Raw genomic sequence first — 16,351 nt, 5'->3', positions numbered from 1 at the left:
TTTTGAAAATTTTCAGCAACTTCTTTATTATACTGACTTATACTCTTACTTCAAGAGGAAAATGAAAAAAAATTATTTTTGGCTGTTTCTTTTTATTTATCAAATAAGGAGTGGAAAAATGCGAGCAGCAGACTTATTGACAATTCTTACAAAATCACCCAAAAAAACAGAGTATAAAGGAGTTTTTTTGGCTCAAGAACAAAAACTGGTGCCTGTGACAATGGTCCAGATAAATAAAGCAAATCAATTTATCTTTTTATTTGAACACGGCAAAGCACCACTTGCTATGAAAGACATCTTTCTTTTTTTGATGAAGAACCGTGAGAAAGCTGTTTATTATCAGTCAAAAGAAGAACTCATTCCGCTTTATGGAGTGAAAGAGATAGAAAATAAAGTGGTGATATAAGTAAAAATAAGAAAACAAGACGTTTATGATGTCAAAACAACCGTTTTTTACATTTTTGGCAAAAAAGTGTCATGATACAGTATAATATTCGTTGAACAGGCCAATAAAGGTGTTCTCCCCCACGAGATTTCTACTTTATTGGCTGTTTCTTTTTATTAAAATAAAAGTTGTGTGTGTAAAAAAGATATAGCTGATTCCAAGTGACAATTTCGTATAGATTTTTATGGTATTCGTAGTGAAAAAACGAGAACCAAAAAGTTGATCCGACTTTGTTGCTTGGATTCTTTTTTTGTCAGCATATTTAGAGGTATTTTTTTCTTTTTTTTGTTCGTGCTGTAAGGTTAAGGCAAGACAAGTTAGTTGGGAAAAAGGAAAGAAATGTTTATACTTAAAGAATAACAGAAAGGAAGGTCGCATGAATAATTTTATACAAACATTAAGTGAAAGAAAAGGCGAGTTGCTGGAAGCTGCATTTCAACATCTGTCCATTTCTCTCATTTCTTTGCTGATTGCAGCACTGATTGCTATTCCTTTAGCGATTTGGGCAGCCAATCATAAAAAAATGGCAGAAGTCTTATTACAGATCACGGGTGTGCTCCAAACGATTCCTTCACTTGCCTTATTAGGTTTACTTATCCCATTTGTAGGGATCGGAACTGTTCCAGCATTGATTGCACTTGTTATTTACGCTTTGCTTCCGATTTTCCAAAACACGTATATTGGTCTAGCTGAAATTGACCCGTCTATTGTAGAAGCAGCGGTAGCATTTGGTATGTCCAGAATGAGACGCTTGCTGAAAGTAGAGCTTCCAATCGCATTACCTGTCATTATCTCAGGTATCCGAACTGCCTTAGTTTTAATCATCGGTACGGCTACTTTGGCAGCATTGATCGGAGCAGGTGGATTAGGGACATTTATTTTGTTAGGTATTGACCGAAATACACCTGTTTTGACATTGATTGGTGCGATCAGTTCTGCCTTGCTTGCCATTATATTCAGCGGACTGATTCGCTGGTTGCAGCATAAGAAACCTCGATATTCCATCATTACTTTAGCAGCAGTGGTGTGTTTATTTGGCGGCGTTTCTTTATATCAGTCTGCCTTGTTTAAAAATGAAACCATCACGATTGCTGGAAAATTAGGAGCGGAACCTGAAATCCTGATCCAAATGTATAAAGAATTGATTGAAGACAACACAAAAACAGAAGTTGAATTAAAACCGAATTTTGGCAAGACGAGTTTTTTGTTCAATGCACTGGATCAAGGTCAAATCGATATCTATCCTGAGTTCACAGGTACTGTCCTAGAAAGCTTGGTGAAGGTACCTGAAGCAATGAAAAGTGCTGATTTGACAAAAGAAAAAACATATGACGAAGCAGAAGAATTATTGAATAAACAATTCGATATGACATTATTAAAACCAATGGCTTACCAAAATACGTATGCCTTGGCAGTCAAGAGATCTTTTGCGAACGAACATCAACTTAAAAAGATTTCCGATTTGGCAGCTATCTCTGATCAGATCAAAGCGGGATTCACACTGGAATTTATTGATCGTTCAGATGGATATAAAGGAATCCAAGAAGCATATGGCTTGAATTTTTCAAGTGTACAAAGCATGGAGCCAAGTTTGCGTTACCAAGCAATCAATAATGGAGATGTCAATATTGTGGATGCCTATTCCACAGATAGCCAGCTCAAGGAGTACGATCTAGTGACTCTAGAAGATGATCGAGGGTTATTCCCAGCTTATCAAGGCGCACCGCTGATGAAAAAAGATTTTGCTAAAGAACATCCTGAAATCGTTAAAGCACTGAATAAATTAAGCGGAAAAATAACAGAGGATCAAATGATTGATATGAATTACCAAGTCAATGTCGAAAAGAAAAAGCCGACAGAAGTAGCACGAATCTTCCTGAAAAATGAAGGATTAGTAAAGGAGGAAGATCAGTGACTAAATTAATCGAGTTCAAACATGTGCAAAAAAAGTATGATGGAAAGTATGTCATCGATGACCTAAATCTGGCAATCAAAAAAGGAGAAATCTTTGTTTTGGTTGGTCCTTCCGGTAGTGGAAAAACAACTACTTTGAAAATGATCAATGGATTATCTAAACCATCAGCAGGAGACATCTACTTCAAAGGAAAATCGTTAAATGAATATAATCTGCAGAAAATGCGGTGGAATATGGGATATGTGCTACAGCAAATCGCTTTGTTCCCGACCATGACAGTCAAGCAAAATATTGAAGTCATCCCTGAAATGTTAGGTTGGGAAAAGCAGAAAAGAGCAGACCGTGTAGATGAACTTCTTCAAAAAGTTGGCTTATCTCCTGATATTTATCGAGATCGTATGCCTAGAGAGTTGTCTGGAGGAGAACAGCAACGGATCGGGATCATCCGAGCTATTGCTGCAAGCCCAGATGTGATTTTGATGGACGAGCCATTTAGCGCATTAGATCCGATTTCAAGAAACTCATTACAAGAATTGGTTTTGTCCTTACACGAAGAATTGGGCACGACCATCGTTTTCGTTACGCACAATATGGAAGAAGCAATCAAGCTAGGTGATCGTATTGCATTTATGAAGGATGGAGAAATTATCCAATGTGACACACCAGAGCAGTTATTGATGAATCCTAAAAACGACTACGTTCGGCATTTCTTTGATGAACCGAAACAGACGAAAGAGTGGCGAGTAGAAGATTTAGTCGTCAATGGATATTTCTTAAATGAAATACCAGAAAATGCTCGTCAACAAGTTTGCTTTGATACGCCTATGAAAGAAGTATATTCGCTTCTTTCGGTGTATCCAAGTATTGTGATAGTAGAAAAGCAAAGAAGTATTGGGTCGCTGACAAGTAAAGAAATCTTTGCTTTTTTAAGTCGAGAGGAGGAAGGAAATGAAAACATATGATGCAATCGTCATCGGTTCAGGTGTGAGTGGCTTAAGTGCTGCTTATGGATTGAAAGAAGCAGGTAAAACAGTACTAGTGGTCGAAGAAGATCTATGGGGCGGGACTTGTCCTAACCGTGGATGTGATCCTAAAAAAGTCTTGTTAAGTGCAGTAGAGGCACGTAATCGGGTAAAACAATTGAGTGGAAAAGGTTTTAACGAGATCCCAACTGCCAACTGGGAAGAACTTCAAAAATTCAAACGAACATTTACGGATCCAGTCCCAGAAAGCCGAAAAAAACAATTAGCAGAAGCTGAAATCGATCATCTTTCAGGAACCGCTCGTTTTTTGGATGATTCATCTATTGAAGTCAACGAAGAAGTCTTCCATGCGGATTACTTTGTTTTGGCAACCGGGCAAAGACCTGCGATCTTACCAGTGGAGGGAAAGGAATACTTGAAAACTAGTGCAGACTTTTTATCATTGCCTGTACTGCCTAAAGAAATCATTTTTATCGGTGGTGGTTATATTGCTTTTGAGCTAGCTACGATTGCCAATGCTGCAGGGAGCAAAGTAACCATTGTCCATCATAATCAACGGCCATTAAAAGAATTTGAGGCGTCTTTGGTAGAGGAAGCCGTCCATCAAATGGAAGCATCTGGCATTCAGTTTGCTTTTGGTGTTGAAACCCAAAAGATCATTTCAGAAGGTACTCGCTATCGTTTAGTCGGAAAAGAGACGGAATTAGTAGCAGATATGATTTTTTGTGCGACTGGGAGACAGCCGAATACAGAATCTTTAGCACTTGAACAAGCGAATGTCGTCTTTGATAAACACGGAATTGCAGTCAATGATTATCTGCAAACGAGCAATCCAAAAATTTTTGCGTGTGGAGATATTGTTTCAAGGAAAACCCCCAAATTGACACCAGTCGCCACTTTTGAAGGAAATTATGTAGCTAAGCGGATAACGGATGCAACAAGCGAACCTATCAAATATCCGATTATACCTACGATCGTCTACGCCAGTCCTAAACTTGCTGAAGTAGGAGTTACAAAAAGTCACGCTTCTTCGTCAGATCAAGTGGTAGAGATGGATCTTACCAGTTGGTTCACCTATCATCGTGTCAATGAACCAGTTGCTAAGGCTGAATTGACCTTTGACCAGCAAAATTATTTGATTGGTGCTGCAGTGATTAGCGAGCAAGCAGACGAATTGATCGATGATTTGACACTAGTCATCAATCAAAAATTGACTAAAAAAGAGTTGGATAGCTATATCATGGGGTATCCGACATTGGCAAGTGATCTCTCCTATTTATTGAAATAATCAGCATGATAACTAAAGCGCTTGTTGCTTTTTCCTTCTTGTGCTACACTTTAAAAAATGAATACCTGTTTCTGGGGATGTCGTAGACGACATGAGAGTAAGTTGTGAACTTAGACCCATTGAACCTGTCAGTTAATACTGGTGAAGGGAGAAACATAGCAGACGCTTGAAGCGGGTTACTATGTCGTGCCCATTTCAAGCGTTTTTTGTTATTCATATTAGAAGAAAGGAGGTAACAAAATGAAGAAAAATCTTTATCCAGCAGTCAGTATGGCATTCATTTTAATTATTTGGCAGATTGTTGTCATAGTTTGGAAAATACCTGCCTTTATTTTACCCGGACCTGCTGCTGTATTTTCTGCATTAGCGGCAGATGCACAAGTATTACTTTCCCATTCTGTCACGACATTAAATGAAGCAGTGCTTGGTTTGGTAATAGCTAGCGTTCTTTCTTTTATTACTGCCTTGGCAATGGATTATTGGAAGTTTTTAGAAATGTCTTTTTATTCGTTACTAGTGATTTCACAAATGTTGCCAATCATGGTGTTAGGGCCATTACTTACCCTATGGTTTGGTTTCGGTATGCTTCCAAAAGTGATCCTTGTTGTCTTGATAAGCTATTTTCCGATCGTAGTTTCTTTTTCGGATACATTGAGGAAAGTATCAAAAGAGCAAATCATCTTTTTGAAAACGATGGGGGCAGATACAGGGAAGATTTATCGAATATATAAAATACCAGCGGGTTTATCCGGCTTCTTTTCCGGTTTAAAAGTGGCTGCTACTTATTGTGTCAGCGGAGCAGTCGTTGGAGAATGGCTAAGCGCTCAAGCAGGCTTAGGGTATTACATGATACGCGTAAAAAACAGCTACCAGATCGATAAAGTTTTTGCTGCGATCATTTGTGTCATTCTATTGAGTTTATTGCTGAATGGCGCTTGTTCATTATTGAAAAAAGGGTATTATCGTATGCTTTATATTTTTTAAGAGAAGGGGATCAAATGAAAAAATTATGGCTTTTATTACCGCTACTGTTGCTTTTATCCGCTTGTGGCACTGCAAAAGAAACAAGTAGCAAACAAGAAACAAAGGATTTGAAAAAAGTGACACTTGTTTTGGATTATGTACCGAATACTAATCATACTGGCATCTACCTAGCAAAAGAAAAAGGCTATTATAAAGAGGCTGGTTTAAATGTCCAAATCATCGAACCAGGAGATAATTCGACAAGTATTGGTCTAGTAGGTGCGGACAAAGCACAATTTGGTGTAAGTTATCAAGAAGATGTCACTTATGCTCACGCAGATGGACAGAATATACCAGTCAAAGCAATTGCTACAGTGATCAAACATAATACTTCTGGATTCGCCACCCTATCAGACAGTAACATCCATTCACCAAAAGATTTTGAAGGAAAAACATATGCAGGTTGGCAAAGTCCAAGTGAAGAAGCTGTCTTAAAAGCTGTGATGGAAAAAGACGGCGGGGACTTTTCAAAACTGACAATGGTAGGAAGCAATGGAGAAGGGCCAGAAAGCTTAGGAAAATCCTCAGATATCCAATGGTACTTTGAAGGTTGGGATATGATCAAAGCAAAAGAAGCGGGTATTGAACTAAACTATATCCCATTGAAAGAATTAGATGAACGGTTAGATTACTATACTCCGGTAATTATTACGAATGATCAACTGATCAAAAGTGATCCAGAATTGGTACAGTCTTTTATGGATGCCACGAAAAAAGGCTATCAGGAAGCTATTAAGGATCCAAATGACAGTGCTAAACTGTTGCAAAAATATGCAAAAGAAAATGATCGGACGTTTTTAGAAGAATCACAAGCATTCTTGTCAAAAAATTATACGGATGATCCTGAGAATTGGGGATTGATGGAAGAAAAAGTTTGGCGCAATTATACATCTTTTATGCAGGAAAACGGATTGATCAAGCAAGATGTACCTTCGCAAGAACTATTCACTAATCAGTTTATAAAATAGGAGTGATAGATATGTCAATCCAAATCAGCCACTTGAATGTAGTCATTGAAAACCTGAAAATATTAGAAGACATCCATTTCACTATCCCTAAAGATACCTTTACATCGATTGTCGCGCCAAGCGGAGCCGGTAAGTCAACATTGCTGAAAACTTTAACAGGAGTCCAGCCTATGACTTCTGGAACGATCAAAGTAGACGATCAAAAAGTAACTGGTCTCCATACAGCATTTAGTTATATGCCGCAAGAAGATATGTTACTTCCTTGGCTGAGCGTCTATCAAAACGTTACGTTATATCAAAAAATCAATCATCTAACAATCAATGAAGAACAAGTAAGGGATTATCTGGATATCTTTGGGTTAAACGGCTATGAACATTTTTTGCCGGAACAATTATCTGGCGGGATGAAGCAGCGAACGGCCTTGTTACGAACAATCATGAATCCTTCTTCTTACTTGCTTCTTGATGAACCATTTGGAGCGTTAGATGCTATGACCAGAGGGCAGATGCAAGACTGGATGTTGAAGCTGCCTAAAAAAGCAAAGCGGACTACTTTACTTGTGACGCATGATATCGAAGAAGCAATTTATTTATCAGACAGGATTCTTGTGCTTTCCGCCCGTCCGGCACATGTGATTGCTGAGATTCAAGTGCCTGAAAAACGACGGTCACGTGAATGGATACTGCAGCAATCAGAGTTAAAGCAAACGATTTATCAGTTATTGGCAGGTGAATTAGATGTTAAGTGATGCTCATTGTCATTTAGATGGGAGTCAGAGTTTAGCACTCCTTCAGCAGGAACACACGATTTTGACGATCATCAATTGTGATTCGCCAGAAGAATGGAAGGAAAACAGACAGCTTGCAGCAAGTAAGACTCAAGCCTTAAGTTACGGTATCCATCCTTGGAAAGCAGATAGCTATACGTTTGAACAAGTTGAGCCTTTTTTGAAAAAAGCAAGGATCATCGGTGAAATAGGGTTAGATAATATTTGGACGAATGTACCGATGACTACACAAAAAAAAGTATTTGAGCGACAGCTTGCTTTTGCAGCCATAAATGAGAAACCTGTTGTACTGCACACAAAAGGATGCGAAAAAGAGATCTTAAATTATATCCAATCTTACCCTAATCACTATTTGATCCATTGGTATTCTTCTTTAGACTATCAACAAGACTATATTGATTTAGGCTGTTATTTCAGTATTGGTCTTGATTTGAAAAAGAATCCAGCAGTCTGGCAACTAGCTAAAGCAGTCCCAATCGACCACTTACTTATTGAAACGGATGGACTACATGCAGCAGAGTGGGCTTTAGGGGAGATTTTTTCAGAAAAAGATTATGTCTCACTGCTTGAAGAACAGTTAAAGACAATCGCTGAGATCAAAGAGCTATCAGTTGAAGAAGTTAAAAAAAATACTTATCAAAACTTGGAACGTTTCATTAGATTAGGTAAATAAAAAAGAGGTGTGACACAACTAGTGTCGCACCTCTTTTTGGCTTTCTTTATATAAAAGTAAACCGTTCGATTAATAAATGAATCTTAGTACCAACCGTTTGCTTCCCAGAATGCTTTCGCCGCTTCCCAAGAACCATAACGTGAAGCAACATATTGTTCTGCCACTTTTTCTTGGTTCGCAGCAGAGTAGTCACCATTTAAGTAAGAAGAATCTAGTTGGTAACGCCCGATGTAACGTCCGTTCGTTGCTGTGTAAGAACCGCTTGATTCTTTTTGTGCGATCCATTCTTTTGCAGAGCTTGTACTTGCTGGAGTAGCAGCAGTTTCTGTTACAGCAGGAGCAGGTTGTGTTTCAGCAACAGGCGCTGCTTGTGTTTCCGTTTGAACCGTTTCTTGTACAACAGGTTGTTCAGCTTGGACTGGTGCTTCTTGAACGGCTGCTTGAGGTTCAGCAGCTGCTTGTGCAGAGCCTTCTGTTGGGATTGTTAATTGTTGTCCTGAGTAAATCAGGTTAATATCAGAAATTGAATTTGATTCTGCAATGGCATTGATCAAGGAGTTATCACCAACGTATTTTTGAGAAATCGTTGATAGAGTATCACCTGATTGAACGGTATAAGCTTCGTCCGCATGAGCAGTCGTTCCCATGAAGAATGCAGCGCCGGCAGCCAAAGTTGTTCCAAAAAGTAAAGTTTTAAGTGATGTCATGAAAAATCTCCTTTATTCGTTAAAAAGTTTTATTTGTTGTGTTCAACGAGGAATACTTTAACACGTGAAAATATTTCATAGGTAAAAGAAGCATGACAATTTATGACAAATCCACGTTTTTTGTAATAAATATAGTAATCTATGAAATGAAAAGGGTTACGTTTAATAAAACTTGCTTTTTTGTTTTTGTTCACCATAAATATTTATTTAAGAAAGTATTAACCTGCATTTTTCTCTATAAAAAAGATTTTTTAAATAGATAAAAAAGGAGGATTAAATGAGTATTTGATAGTATTTATATTAAAATTACATATGTAATTTAAAAACGCTTGACATTGTGTTTGAGATCACTTACTTTTAGTATGTAAAAGTATTGGATTAAGGAGCTATGCAAATGAAAAAGAAATTTATTACTGGTGGGATTGTCGTTGCATTTCTATGTCTAATTGGCTACACAGGCACGCGGTACGCAAATGAAATTATTTTGTGGGGTGGAGAGACAGATATTGATACAATCAATGAGAATCTGACACAGCTTGATCATACATTGACAGATAAAGAGCAAGCGATTACAGATCTTACCGCTCGACTAGCACAAAAAGAACAGACATTGCAAGATTCAAAGGCAGATGTCCAAGAATACCAAACAAAAGTAAATGAATTAGAAAACCAAAAAAATCAATCGGCAGCAGAAAAACAAAACTTAGAAAGTCAATTAGTCAGCAAGGATGCACAACTACAAAGCAAACAAAATGAAATCAATGTCAAACTAGATGAGATCAACCAAAAAAATGATGAAATCAATCATCTGAATGCAGATTGGACAGCAAGACTACAAGAAGCACAAGCAAAACTTTCAGAATTACAAAATACTGTAAATGGTTTGAACCAACAAATCGCAACACTTACACAAGAAAAAACAAATGTAGAAACTCAGTTAACAGATACACAAAAGAAATTAGACGAAGCAACTGCTGAAAACTCAAGCTTGAAACAATATATTCAAAAGTTAGAAAAAGCAAAAGATGAAGTGGAAGATACAGCTGATAAATCTCAGCAAATTGTTGAAGAACATTTGCGTAAATAATCTTTCTTAACAAGTAAACCTAAATTAGTAAAGAAGCAACAGTAATCTATACTGCTGCCTCTTTTTTTTAGTACATGTCCTTCATCTTCGCAGGAAGTGCCAATATGATTTTAAGAAAGGTAATAGACAAAAAGTCAACAAGATAAAACAGAGTTTCTTCTTTACAAAGGGAATGTATGTTCGTATAATGGTATTGAGGTGAAGGTTATGGAGAAAAAATATGGAACAGTAGATAAGATCCGTACTTTGCAAGTCAGTGCCAGACCGTTGATCCGTTTCAGTTTAAATGGGGTCAATTGTTTGATTGCTTCCCATAGTTTGAACTTCCTAGCTGAAGTAGACGAAGGGATGAAGTTAGTCGTTACAGGTTATTATAATAATAGAAAGCAATTTGTTGTGAGATCCTATCATGTGTTAGGGAAACCCAAAATTGTGGTAGAATATGAGAAAAGTCTATACCCAAGAAAAAAGGTCCGACAAGATGAAAGAATAAACTAGAAAACAAGCGGCTGAGACAAAAATGTCCTAGCCGCTTGTTTTGGAAAGATGGATGCAGACGATGGGATTTGAACCCACACGAGCATACGCTCACAAGAACCTCAATCTATATACAACTACATGTATTTAAGTATTTGTGATGAATCACTAAACTTTACAAACTCATTTGAGGGATATTGCTTAAAGATTGAACAGATCAATTCGAAGCCCTATTAGTATTCGCTCAATGGGGGGGATCAGAGGCCATAAAAAGAGACTAGTCATTACTAGTCGCAGGTAGTGGAATTGTAGGATTTTAAACGTTCCTGGAGAGTACCGGTATGTAACTCGAAGAGGTGATTATCATAGTCGTAAAAGTAAATTGAAGAAGCCTCGCCTTTCACACGAGAACGTCCTGGTTCGACAGTTAAACCTAACATTTGGATTTTTGAGACAAACGAATCTATATCTTGTTCGTCAATTTTAAAAGCAATATGATTGTATGTCTTTGGCAGTTTATTCGACGAATTCTGCATTACTGCAATCCATAGGTCCTTAACTAAGAAAAATTTTTTTTGTTGACTATCGTAGATTTCTTTTGCATCAAATAAGGTATTTAACAATACAGAAGTTTTATTTAAGTCTTTAACAATTAACGTAATATGAGAAATTTCCATATCAAACCTCCTCTTTTTATCGATTCTAACATAGGGTCAATTTGATGAAAAGCTTTTAATTTTATTGTTTTAAAAGTTATTTCAAAAGAAAAATATGGAAGCAGAATGAGCGTTCAAGACAGTATTTCATCTATATGATCTAAGAGATAAATCGCTTAAAAAGTGTATTTCAAGAAGTGAAAAGAAGCCATTTCTTAATTCATAAGTGAGAAAAATATAGCATTATATCTATCCGCAACAGGCGTCAATCTTGAAATTAAACGATTAAAAAAGCAAAATAACCGACTGCAAAAAATAGAGCGTTGTGGCGAAAGGAGTGTACGTAAACTACCTGTATATAAGTTGCAGTTATATATTAGATCACTCGTTGAATGGTTTTTTATGTCGTATAAATGGCTTAATAACGTGCCTACTGACAGGGCATTATGGCTGTAATCTTACTTTGCAGTTCCTGCAGCAATCACTGCTCAAATGCAAGACTACTTTATTCACAGTTTAAAAAATACTACGATAATCCCGCATTGAAACCTGATAGCAGTACTGAAGATCAGAGCCTTGATGATAAAGTATCAGCAAGCACGCTAACGCATCAAGGGAACGTTTATGGCAAACTAGATATTTCAAAAAAGTAATAGACAAAACAGTTCGTGTGGCTGGCTGGTTCTCGACAAACCACAAGGTGTAGTTGGAACTTATGTTTACGTACTTGTGATAGAACACGGAACACCTAAAGAATTAACGTGTATTTAATCTCAAGCGACTGCTCGGCAAGACATCAAAAAGGCATACGGAATCAATGTGGCGATGCAATCAGTCAAACGATGAAGGTGTAGTGAAGGATGTGCGATTTCTGATATTCATTTGACGATATATTCAGCCCACACATGAGGGGATACATATAAGTATTTAAAAGATAACTTTTAAGTTATCTTTAAGTAATGCTTAAAGCTATGTTATACTCTATTAGGAAATATAAGAAGGAGTATAAAAATGAACAAACATAATAGAAAAATAACGAATAACAAAGAACTGATCTTGTTACTAATAGGGATTTGGGGTATCTTTTTACTCTTTAATATGTATATGCCGACTATGAGAGCGGATGACGTAGTTTATGCAAGTAGATTAGATGAACTTGGCTATTTGGGTGCTTCGATAGAACATTATAAGACATGGAGTTCAAGAATTATTATAGAACTATTCTTAATGTTCTTTTCTAAACACTTTATGCTATGGAAATTATTAAATTCTACGATTATGTTAGGAATTGTAGTATTACTTTGCAAGTATGTTTTTGAGAAAATAAATGTTAAAAATTTATTATTGGTTTGCTCTATATACTGTTTAATACCATTGACAGTAATGGGGGAAACCGGTTGGAGAGCAACCACCTTGAACTATCAGTGGCCAGTAGCATTTAGTTTACTAACTTTTTATCCGTTTTTTCAACTCTTAAGAGGAGAAGAAATAAATAGAAAAATATATTGGGTAAGTATTCCTTTATTGATATTTTTAACTAATCAAGAACAAGTCAACGCCTGTTTTTTTGTTCTAACAAGTATAGTTAGTTTATATTTGATTGTCAATGGACGATATAATTATAAGTTATCAGTATTTTCAATAATAAGCTTAGCAGAATTAATTTTCTCTTTGACAACTCCAGGGAATGCATTACGTGCTACACATGAAATTAATAAATGGTTTCCTGAATATAAAAATTTCAACTTTCTTAATAAGTTAGATTTAGGTATTTCATCATTTGGAAAGCCGTTTTTTTTAGACATGAATATCTTATTTTTATTGCTATTTTTCTTAATTTTCCTTCTAACATATAGGAAATGTCAAAACTATTATGTGCGTATATTGACTGCATTACCGTTTTTCTTAAACCTGATTATTTATTTTGGTAATACAATGGGTCAAAGCTTTACTTACGTCAATGGAAATAAAAGGGCAATGATTTGGAGTAGTAGTAACCTGAATAATCTCTTTACAGAGTTAGGAACGAAACTGTCACTTTTTTATCCAGGTACTTGGATAGCTACTTTAGTAGTCTTGGCATTATTACTATGTTTAATTGTTGGAATTTATTTAAGTTTTGACAATAAGAAAACTTCTATTTTTTTAGTTATTTTGATGATAATGGGATTTTGTTCAAGGTTAATTATGGGATTTTCTCCCACAGTATGGGCTTCAGGAATGCGGACGTACTATATACTTTATGTTGTTATCGCCATCTTAGTACTAATGGCAGTTAAAGAGCTAATGAAAAGCATGAGTGTACAAAAAAATGAATTTATGCAATTTGGATTAACCGTGCTTGGTATTTGTACCTTTATAATAACGGTGATAAACAGATAATATACAAAAAATCCCTCGCTTTAGTATTAGGTGAGGGATTTTACTCGTTTTTCGATTAATTGTTTTAACACTTGCAAGTTTCTACGAGTAGCTTGTTTCCGACCTTCATATACTCACCTCAGGCTGTTTACATGATTGTACGTTCTTTTTGTAAAGGATACAGTGATATGTATATAATGGCATAAAGAAACGTTCAAACAAAAAAACTCGTGAAGCAAAATTAACTTCACGAGTTGTAGTGCAGATGATGGGACTCGAACCCACACGAGCTAACGCTCACATGACCCTCAATCATGCTTGTCTGCCAATTCCAACACATCTGCGTAATAATAACACACTAATGATAGCGAGGTTTTACATAGTTGTCAAGCTCAAAAATGGGAGGACTTATTAAGATGGAGAAATATGACGGAGAATTTTCAGGACTGGGAATGATCTTAGGTGTATTGATTGGACTTGCATTCGGACGTTTTTTGCTTGGTTTTATGCTAGGAATCATTTGTGGAATTGCAATGGATTGGGCAGCGAATCTATGGAATGACTATCATGACAATTAAGTTCTCAACGCTTGTTTGTGTTTTTTTAATACTTACGTTTTTCCTAAATAAGTGGCAAAATTTTCTAGGATGGAGTATGATATTGAAATAGTAAATAACAAAAAATTTGGAAAGTTCTAACTTTTTGAAATGAGGGATTGGCTAAGTGATGAGAGAATTTGAAAAATCCAACAAATTAGAAGGTGTCAGTTACGATGTTCGCGGTCCCGTTCTAGAAGAAGCGGAGCGGATGCAAGAAGAGGGCATTAGTATTTTAAAATTGAACACGGGAAATCCCGCACCTTTTGGATTTGAAGCACCAAACGAAGTCATTCGTGATTTGATCATGAATGCCCGTGACTCAGAAGGCTACTCAGATTCCAAGGGGATCTTTTCTGCTAGAAAAGCAATTGAGCAATATTGCCAACTGAAACATTTTCCGAATGTGACGATCAATGATATCTACACCGGCAACGGAGTGAGCGAATTGATCACGATGTGTATGCAGGGGTTGCTGGACAATGGAGATGAAGTACTGGTTCCAATGCCGGACTATCCGTTGTGGACGGCTTCTATTGCATTAGCTGGAGGCACACCTGTTCATTATATTTGCGATGAAGAGGCAGAATGGTATCCTGATATTGATGATATCAAATCAAAAATAACGAGTCGGACAAAAGCTATTGTTATCATTAATCCTAATAATCCTACTGGGGCACTTTATCCAAAAGAATTATTAGAAGAAATCGTTGAAGTAGCTCGACAAAATAACCTGATTATTTATTCCGACGAAATCTATGATCGCTTAGTGATGGATGGTCTAGAACATATTCCGATTGCTACATTAGCGCCTGATTTGTTCGTTGTTACGCTGAACGGTCTATCCAAATCTCATCGTGTAGCAGGATTTCGAGTAGGCTGGATGGTCCTAAGTGGAGATAAGTCACACGTCAAAGGCTATATAGAAGGGCTGAATATGTTGTCCTCCATGCGTTTGTGTTCCAATGTATTGTCTCAGCAAATTATCCAAACCGCGCTAGGCGGTTATCAAAGTGTCGATGAGCTGCTCCTGCCAGGCGGAAGGATCTATGAACAAAGAGAATATATCTATAATGCAATCAATGATATTCCTGGTCTTTCAGCCGTAAAACCAAAAGCTGCTTTTTATATATTCCCAAAAATTGATACAAAGCGATTCAATATTTTGGATGATGAAAAATTCGTTTTGGACTTTTTACATGAACATCATATTCTACTTGTACATGGTGGTGGATTTAATTGGAACCAGCCAGATCATTTTCGAATCGTTTATCTTCCTAAAATGGATGATTTGAAACAAACAGCTAAGAAAATGAGAGAATTCCTAGCAACCTATCGCCAAAAATGATTTTAAAAACCAAATTTTTCAGTAGGAGGGCCACAGACAAACACACTGAGGCTCTCTTTCTAGTGGAGTTTTCTTAAATAACTAAAGTATATTATTTAGTTGCAAGTCTTTTCTTGAAGTTTGCGACTTCCTAAAGTAAAATACGAATAGAATGCGAATACGCATATTTTGGGGAGGATACTTATGGAAACGTTAATCGAGTCCTTTGGCACGATCATTAAAGAGATTCGAAAAGAACAAAAAATGACGCAAAAAATGCTTTCGCAAGATATTTGTTCACAAAGTGTATTAAGTCGGATCGAAAATAATGAGGAACTGCCGAATGTATTGGTGATGATGCAGATTTGTCAACGGCTAGGGGTAACGATTGATCATGTGATGAATCTCTCTCGAAAAACTACTCGGACAAACGATAAATTATTTGAACTGTTGGATAGTTGTTTCCAAAAACGTGATTATCGGAAGTTAGAACAAGTACTAAAATCTTCTGATATTTCTGAAAATCTGTATCAAGCAACTGACTTTCAACGCTATTATTATTATCTCGGTGTTTGCGAATTCACGTTGCGTCAAAATATCTCTCAGTCCCTTTATTATTTGAAAGAAGCATTGAGTTACTCTAGCCAAAAAGAAAGAATCCATGTTTCTGACACAGAAATACAACTGATCAGTTGCATTGGAAAAATATATGGTGTTGCAGGAAAAACGGCTGAAGCACGCTATTATTTGAGTCGAAGCATTCAACTGTTGCACCAATCAGCTGACGAACGATCAAAAAGTGAATTTTCGCAAATTTTTTATAATTATGGAAATTTCTTATTTCATCAAAATGAAATCGACGAAGCGTTAGAACAGGTGAATCAAGGAATCTATTGGGCTCAAGAGAAGAATAGCTACTATTACCTCAATGATTTATTTGTGCTTAAAAGCTTAATATACAAGCGTAAAGAAGAACCAGAAAGAGCAGCATTCTATGAAGGCTTAGCACAAGCTGTGAAACAAATTTCAAAAAATTTGTAAATGGTGTAGACCATTC

Annotated in this window: 16 protein-coding genes, 1 tRNA gene and 1 riboswitch; of the genes, 14 read left to right on the top strand and 3 right to left on the bottom strand. The window is 36.6% G+C overall.

The features are described 5' to 3' along the window. Positions 1-118 precede the first annotated feature (118 nt). The 8 genes from IGL70_RS07605 to IGL70_RS07570 all read left to right on the top strand — a co-directional run bounded on the left by IGL70_RS07605 (position 119) and on the right by IGL70_RS07570 (position 8,083). On the top strand, positions 119-406 hold the full coding sequence (locus IGL70_RS07605) for a hypothetical protein (RefSeq protein WP_002324669.1): 288 nt from the start codon (positions 119-121) through the stop codon (positions 404-406). A 415-nt stretch (positions 407-821) separates the two neighbouring features. Continuing rightward, entirely contained in the window at positions 822-2,360 is a 1,539-nt protein-coding gene (locus IGL70_RS07600; RefSeq protein ID WP_104874052.1) for an ABC transporter permease/substrate-binding protein, read from the top strand. Further along, on the top strand, positions 2,357-3,322 hold the full coding sequence (locus tag IGL70_RS07595; protein WP_002289763.1) for an ABC transporter ATP-binding protein: 966 nt from the start codon (positions 2,357-2,359) through the stop codon (positions 3,320-3,322). The genes IGL70_RS07600 and IGL70_RS07595 overlap by 4 nt, the downstream gene beginning before the upstream one ends. Next, entirely contained in the window at positions 3,309-4,631 is a 1,323-nt protein-coding gene (locus tag IGL70_RS07590; RefSeq protein WP_086324836.1) for a dihydrolipoyl dehydrogenase family protein, read from the top strand. Before IGL70_RS07595 ends, IGL70_RS07590 begins: the two co-directional genes overlap by 14 nt. 62 nt (positions 4,632-4,693) lie before the next feature. Beyond that, positions 4,694-4,798: riboswitch (TPP riboswitch) on the top strand. Between the two features lie 73 nt (positions 4,799-4,871). Beyond that, positions 4,872-5,615 carry an ABC transporter permease gene (locus IGL70_RS07585; protein WP_104874051.1) on the top strand — a complete coding sequence of 248 codons (744 nt, stop codon included), beginning with the start codon at positions 4,872-4,874 and terminating at the stop codon, positions 5,613-5,615. 14 nt (positions 5,616-5,629) lie between these two features. Continuing rightward, positions 5,630-6,622 carry an ABC transporter substrate-binding protein gene (locus IGL70_RS07580; protein WP_104874050.1) on the top strand — a complete coding sequence of 331 codons (993 nt, stop codon included), beginning with the start codon at positions 5,630-5,632 and terminating at the stop codon, positions 6,620-6,622. Positions 6,623-6,633: 11 nt separating this feature from the next. Further along, positions 6,634-7,371: an ABC transporter ATP-binding protein gene (locus IGL70_RS07575; RefSeq protein ID WP_104859033.1), complete on the top strand. Its 738-nt coding sequence runs from the start codon at positions 6,634-6,636 to the stop codon at positions 7,369-7,371. Continuing rightward, positions 7,361-8,083: a TatD family hydrolase gene (locus IGL70_RS07570; protein ID WP_104874049.1), complete on the top strand. Its 723-nt coding sequence runs from the start codon at positions 7,361-7,363 to the stop codon at positions 8,081-8,083. The genes IGL70_RS07575 and IGL70_RS07570 overlap by 11 nt, the downstream gene beginning before the upstream one ends. A gap of 83 nt (positions 8,084-8,166) precedes the next feature. Here IGL70_RS07570 and IGL70_RS07565 read toward each other — a convergent pair whose 3' ends face one another. Continuing rightward, positions 8,167-8,790: a LysM peptidoglycan-binding domain-containing protein gene (locus tag IGL70_RS07565; RefSeq protein ID WP_002377182.1), complete on the bottom strand. Its 624-nt coding sequence runs from the start codon at positions 8,788-8,790 to the stop codon at positions 8,167-8,169. Between the two features lie 394 nt (positions 8,791-9,184). Between IGL70_RS07565 and IGL70_RS07560 the strand changes: the two genes are divergently transcribed. Together IGL70_RS07560 and IGL70_RS07555 are read left to right on the top strand one after the other, a co-directional pair. Continuing rightward, positions 9,185-9,877: a hypothetical protein gene (locus IGL70_RS07560; RefSeq protein ID WP_002296429.1), complete on the top strand. Its 693-nt coding sequence runs from the start codon at positions 9,185-9,187 to the stop codon at positions 9,875-9,877. A 207-nt stretch (positions 9,878-10,084) separates the two neighbouring features. Continuing rightward, positions 10,085-10,375, top strand: a complete 291-nt coding sequence (locus IGL70_RS07555; protein ID WP_002295437.1) for a hypothetical protein — start codon at positions 10,085-10,087, stop codon at positions 10,373-10,375. A gap of 266 nt (positions 10,376-10,641) precedes the next feature. Here the strand turns inward: IGL70_RS07555 and fosX are convergent, their stop codons facing one another. Continuing rightward, positions 10,642-11,031 (bottom strand): FosX/FosE/FosI family fosfomycin resistance hydrolase, encoded by a 390-nt coding sequence (fosX, locus tag IGL70_RS07550; RefSeq protein ID WP_104857851.1) that lies wholly within the window; start codon positions 11,029-11,031, stop codon positions 10,642-10,644. Positions 11,032-12,021: 990 nt separating this feature from the next. Between fosX and IGL70_RS07545 the strand changes: the two genes are divergently transcribed. Continuing rightward, positions 12,022-13,392, top strand: coding sequence for a DUF6056 family protein (locus IGL70_RS07545; protein WP_086300124.1), 1,371 nt, complete (start codon positions 12,022-12,024; stop codon positions 13,390-13,392). A gap of 239 nt (positions 13,393-13,631) precedes the next feature. On the opposite strand, the gene IGL70_RS07540 is transcribed toward IGL70_RS07545, so the two are convergent. Further along, positions 13,632-13,715, bottom strand: a tRNA-Leu gene (locus tag IGL70_RS07540). Positions 13,716-13,769: 54 nt separating this feature from the next. Between IGL70_RS07540 and IGL70_RS07535 the strand changes: the two genes are divergently transcribed. From IGL70_RS07535 to IGL70_RS07525, 3 genes are all read left to right on the top strand, one after another. Beyond that, positions 13,770-13,949, top strand: a complete 180-nt coding sequence (locus IGL70_RS07535) for a hypothetical protein (RefSeq protein ID WP_002303756.1) — start codon at positions 13,770-13,772, stop codon at positions 13,947-13,949. Between the two features lie 148 nt (positions 13,950-14,097). Beyond that, a complete protein-coding gene (locus tag IGL70_RS07530) occupies positions 14,098-15,315 on the top strand; it encodes a pyridoxal phosphate-dependent aminotransferase (RefSeq protein WP_002303757.1) in 1,218 nt (405 codons plus the stop codon). Positions 15,316-15,498: 183 nt separating this feature from the next. Next, positions 15,499-16,335 carry a helix-turn-helix domain-containing protein gene (locus IGL70_RS07525; protein WP_002292704.1) on the top strand — a complete coding sequence of 279 codons (837 nt, stop codon included), beginning with the start codon at positions 15,499-15,501 and terminating at the stop codon, positions 16,333-16,335. Positions 16,336-16,351: the final 16 nt, after the last annotated feature.

The organism is Enterococcus sp. DIV0901a (genome assembly GCF_051711525.1).
In the GTDB taxonomy this organism is placed as follows: domain Bacteria; phylum Bacillota; class Bacilli; order Lactobacillales; family Enterococcaceae; genus Enterococcus_B; species Enterococcus_B faecium.
Note: the sequence above shows the minus strand (reverse complement) of the source record. Positions and strands in the feature narration are given on the sequence as shown.

Excerpts from the sequence above, each read along its gene's own strand:
- IGL70_RS07535 (WP_002303756.1), top strand. The coding sequence starts at position 13,770 with ATGGGAGGACTTATTAAGATGGAGAAATATGACGGAGAATTTTCAGGA.
- IGL70_RS07555 (WP_002295437.1), top strand. The coding sequence starts at position 10,085 with ATGGAGAAAAAATATGGAACAGTAGATAAGATCCGTACTTTGCAAGTC.
- IGL70_RS07580 (WP_104874050.1), top strand. The coding sequence starts at position 5,630 with ATGAAAAAATTATGGCTTTTATTACCGCTACTGTTGCTTTTATCCGCT.
- IGL70_RS07570 (WP_104874049.1), top strand. The coding sequence starts at position 7,361 with ATGTTAAGTGATGCTCATTGTCATTTAGATGGGAGTCAGAGTTTAGCA.
- IGL70_RS07525 (WP_002292704.1), top strand. The coding sequence starts at position 15,499 with ATGGAAACGTTAATCGAGTCCTTTGGCACGATCATTAAAGAGATTCGA.
- IGL70_RS07530 (WP_002303757.1), top strand. The coding sequence starts at position 14,098 with ATGAGAGAATTTGAAAAATCCAACAAATTAGAAGGTGTCAGTTACGAT.
- IGL70_RS07545 (WP_086300124.1), top strand. The coding sequence starts at position 12,022 with ATGAACAAACATAATAGAAAAATAACGAATAACAAAGAACTGATCTTG.
- IGL70_RS07605 (WP_002324669.1), top strand. The coding sequence starts at position 119 with ATGCGAGCAGCAGACTTATTGACAATTCTTACAAAATCACCCAAAAAA.
- IGL70_RS07585 (WP_104874051.1), top strand. The coding sequence starts at position 4,872 with ATGAAGAAAAATCTTTATCCAGCAGTCAGTATGGCATTCATTTTAATT.
- IGL70_RS07590 (WP_086324836.1), top strand. The coding sequence starts at position 3,309 with ATGAAAACATATGATGCAATCGTCATCGGTTCAGGTGTGAGTGGCTTA.
- IGL70_RS07560 (WP_002296429.1), top strand. The coding sequence starts at position 9,185 with ATGAAAAAGAAATTTATTACTGGTGGGATTGTCGTTGCATTTCTATGT.
- IGL70_RS07575 (WP_104859033.1), top strand. The coding sequence starts at position 6,634 with ATGTCAATCCAAATCAGCCACTTGAATGTAGTCATTGAAAACCTGAAA.
- IGL70_RS07565 (WP_002377182.1), bottom strand. The coding sequence starts at position 8,790 with ATGACATCACTTAAAACTTTACTTTTTGGAACAACTTTGGCTGCCGGC.
- IGL70_RS07600 (WP_104874052.1), top strand. The coding sequence starts at position 822 with ATGAATAATTTTATACAAACATTAAGTGAAAGAAAAGGCGAGTTGCTG.
- fosX (WP_104857851.1), bottom strand. The coding sequence starts at position 11,031 with ATGGAAATTTCTCATATTACGTTAATTGTTAAAGACTTAAATAAAACT.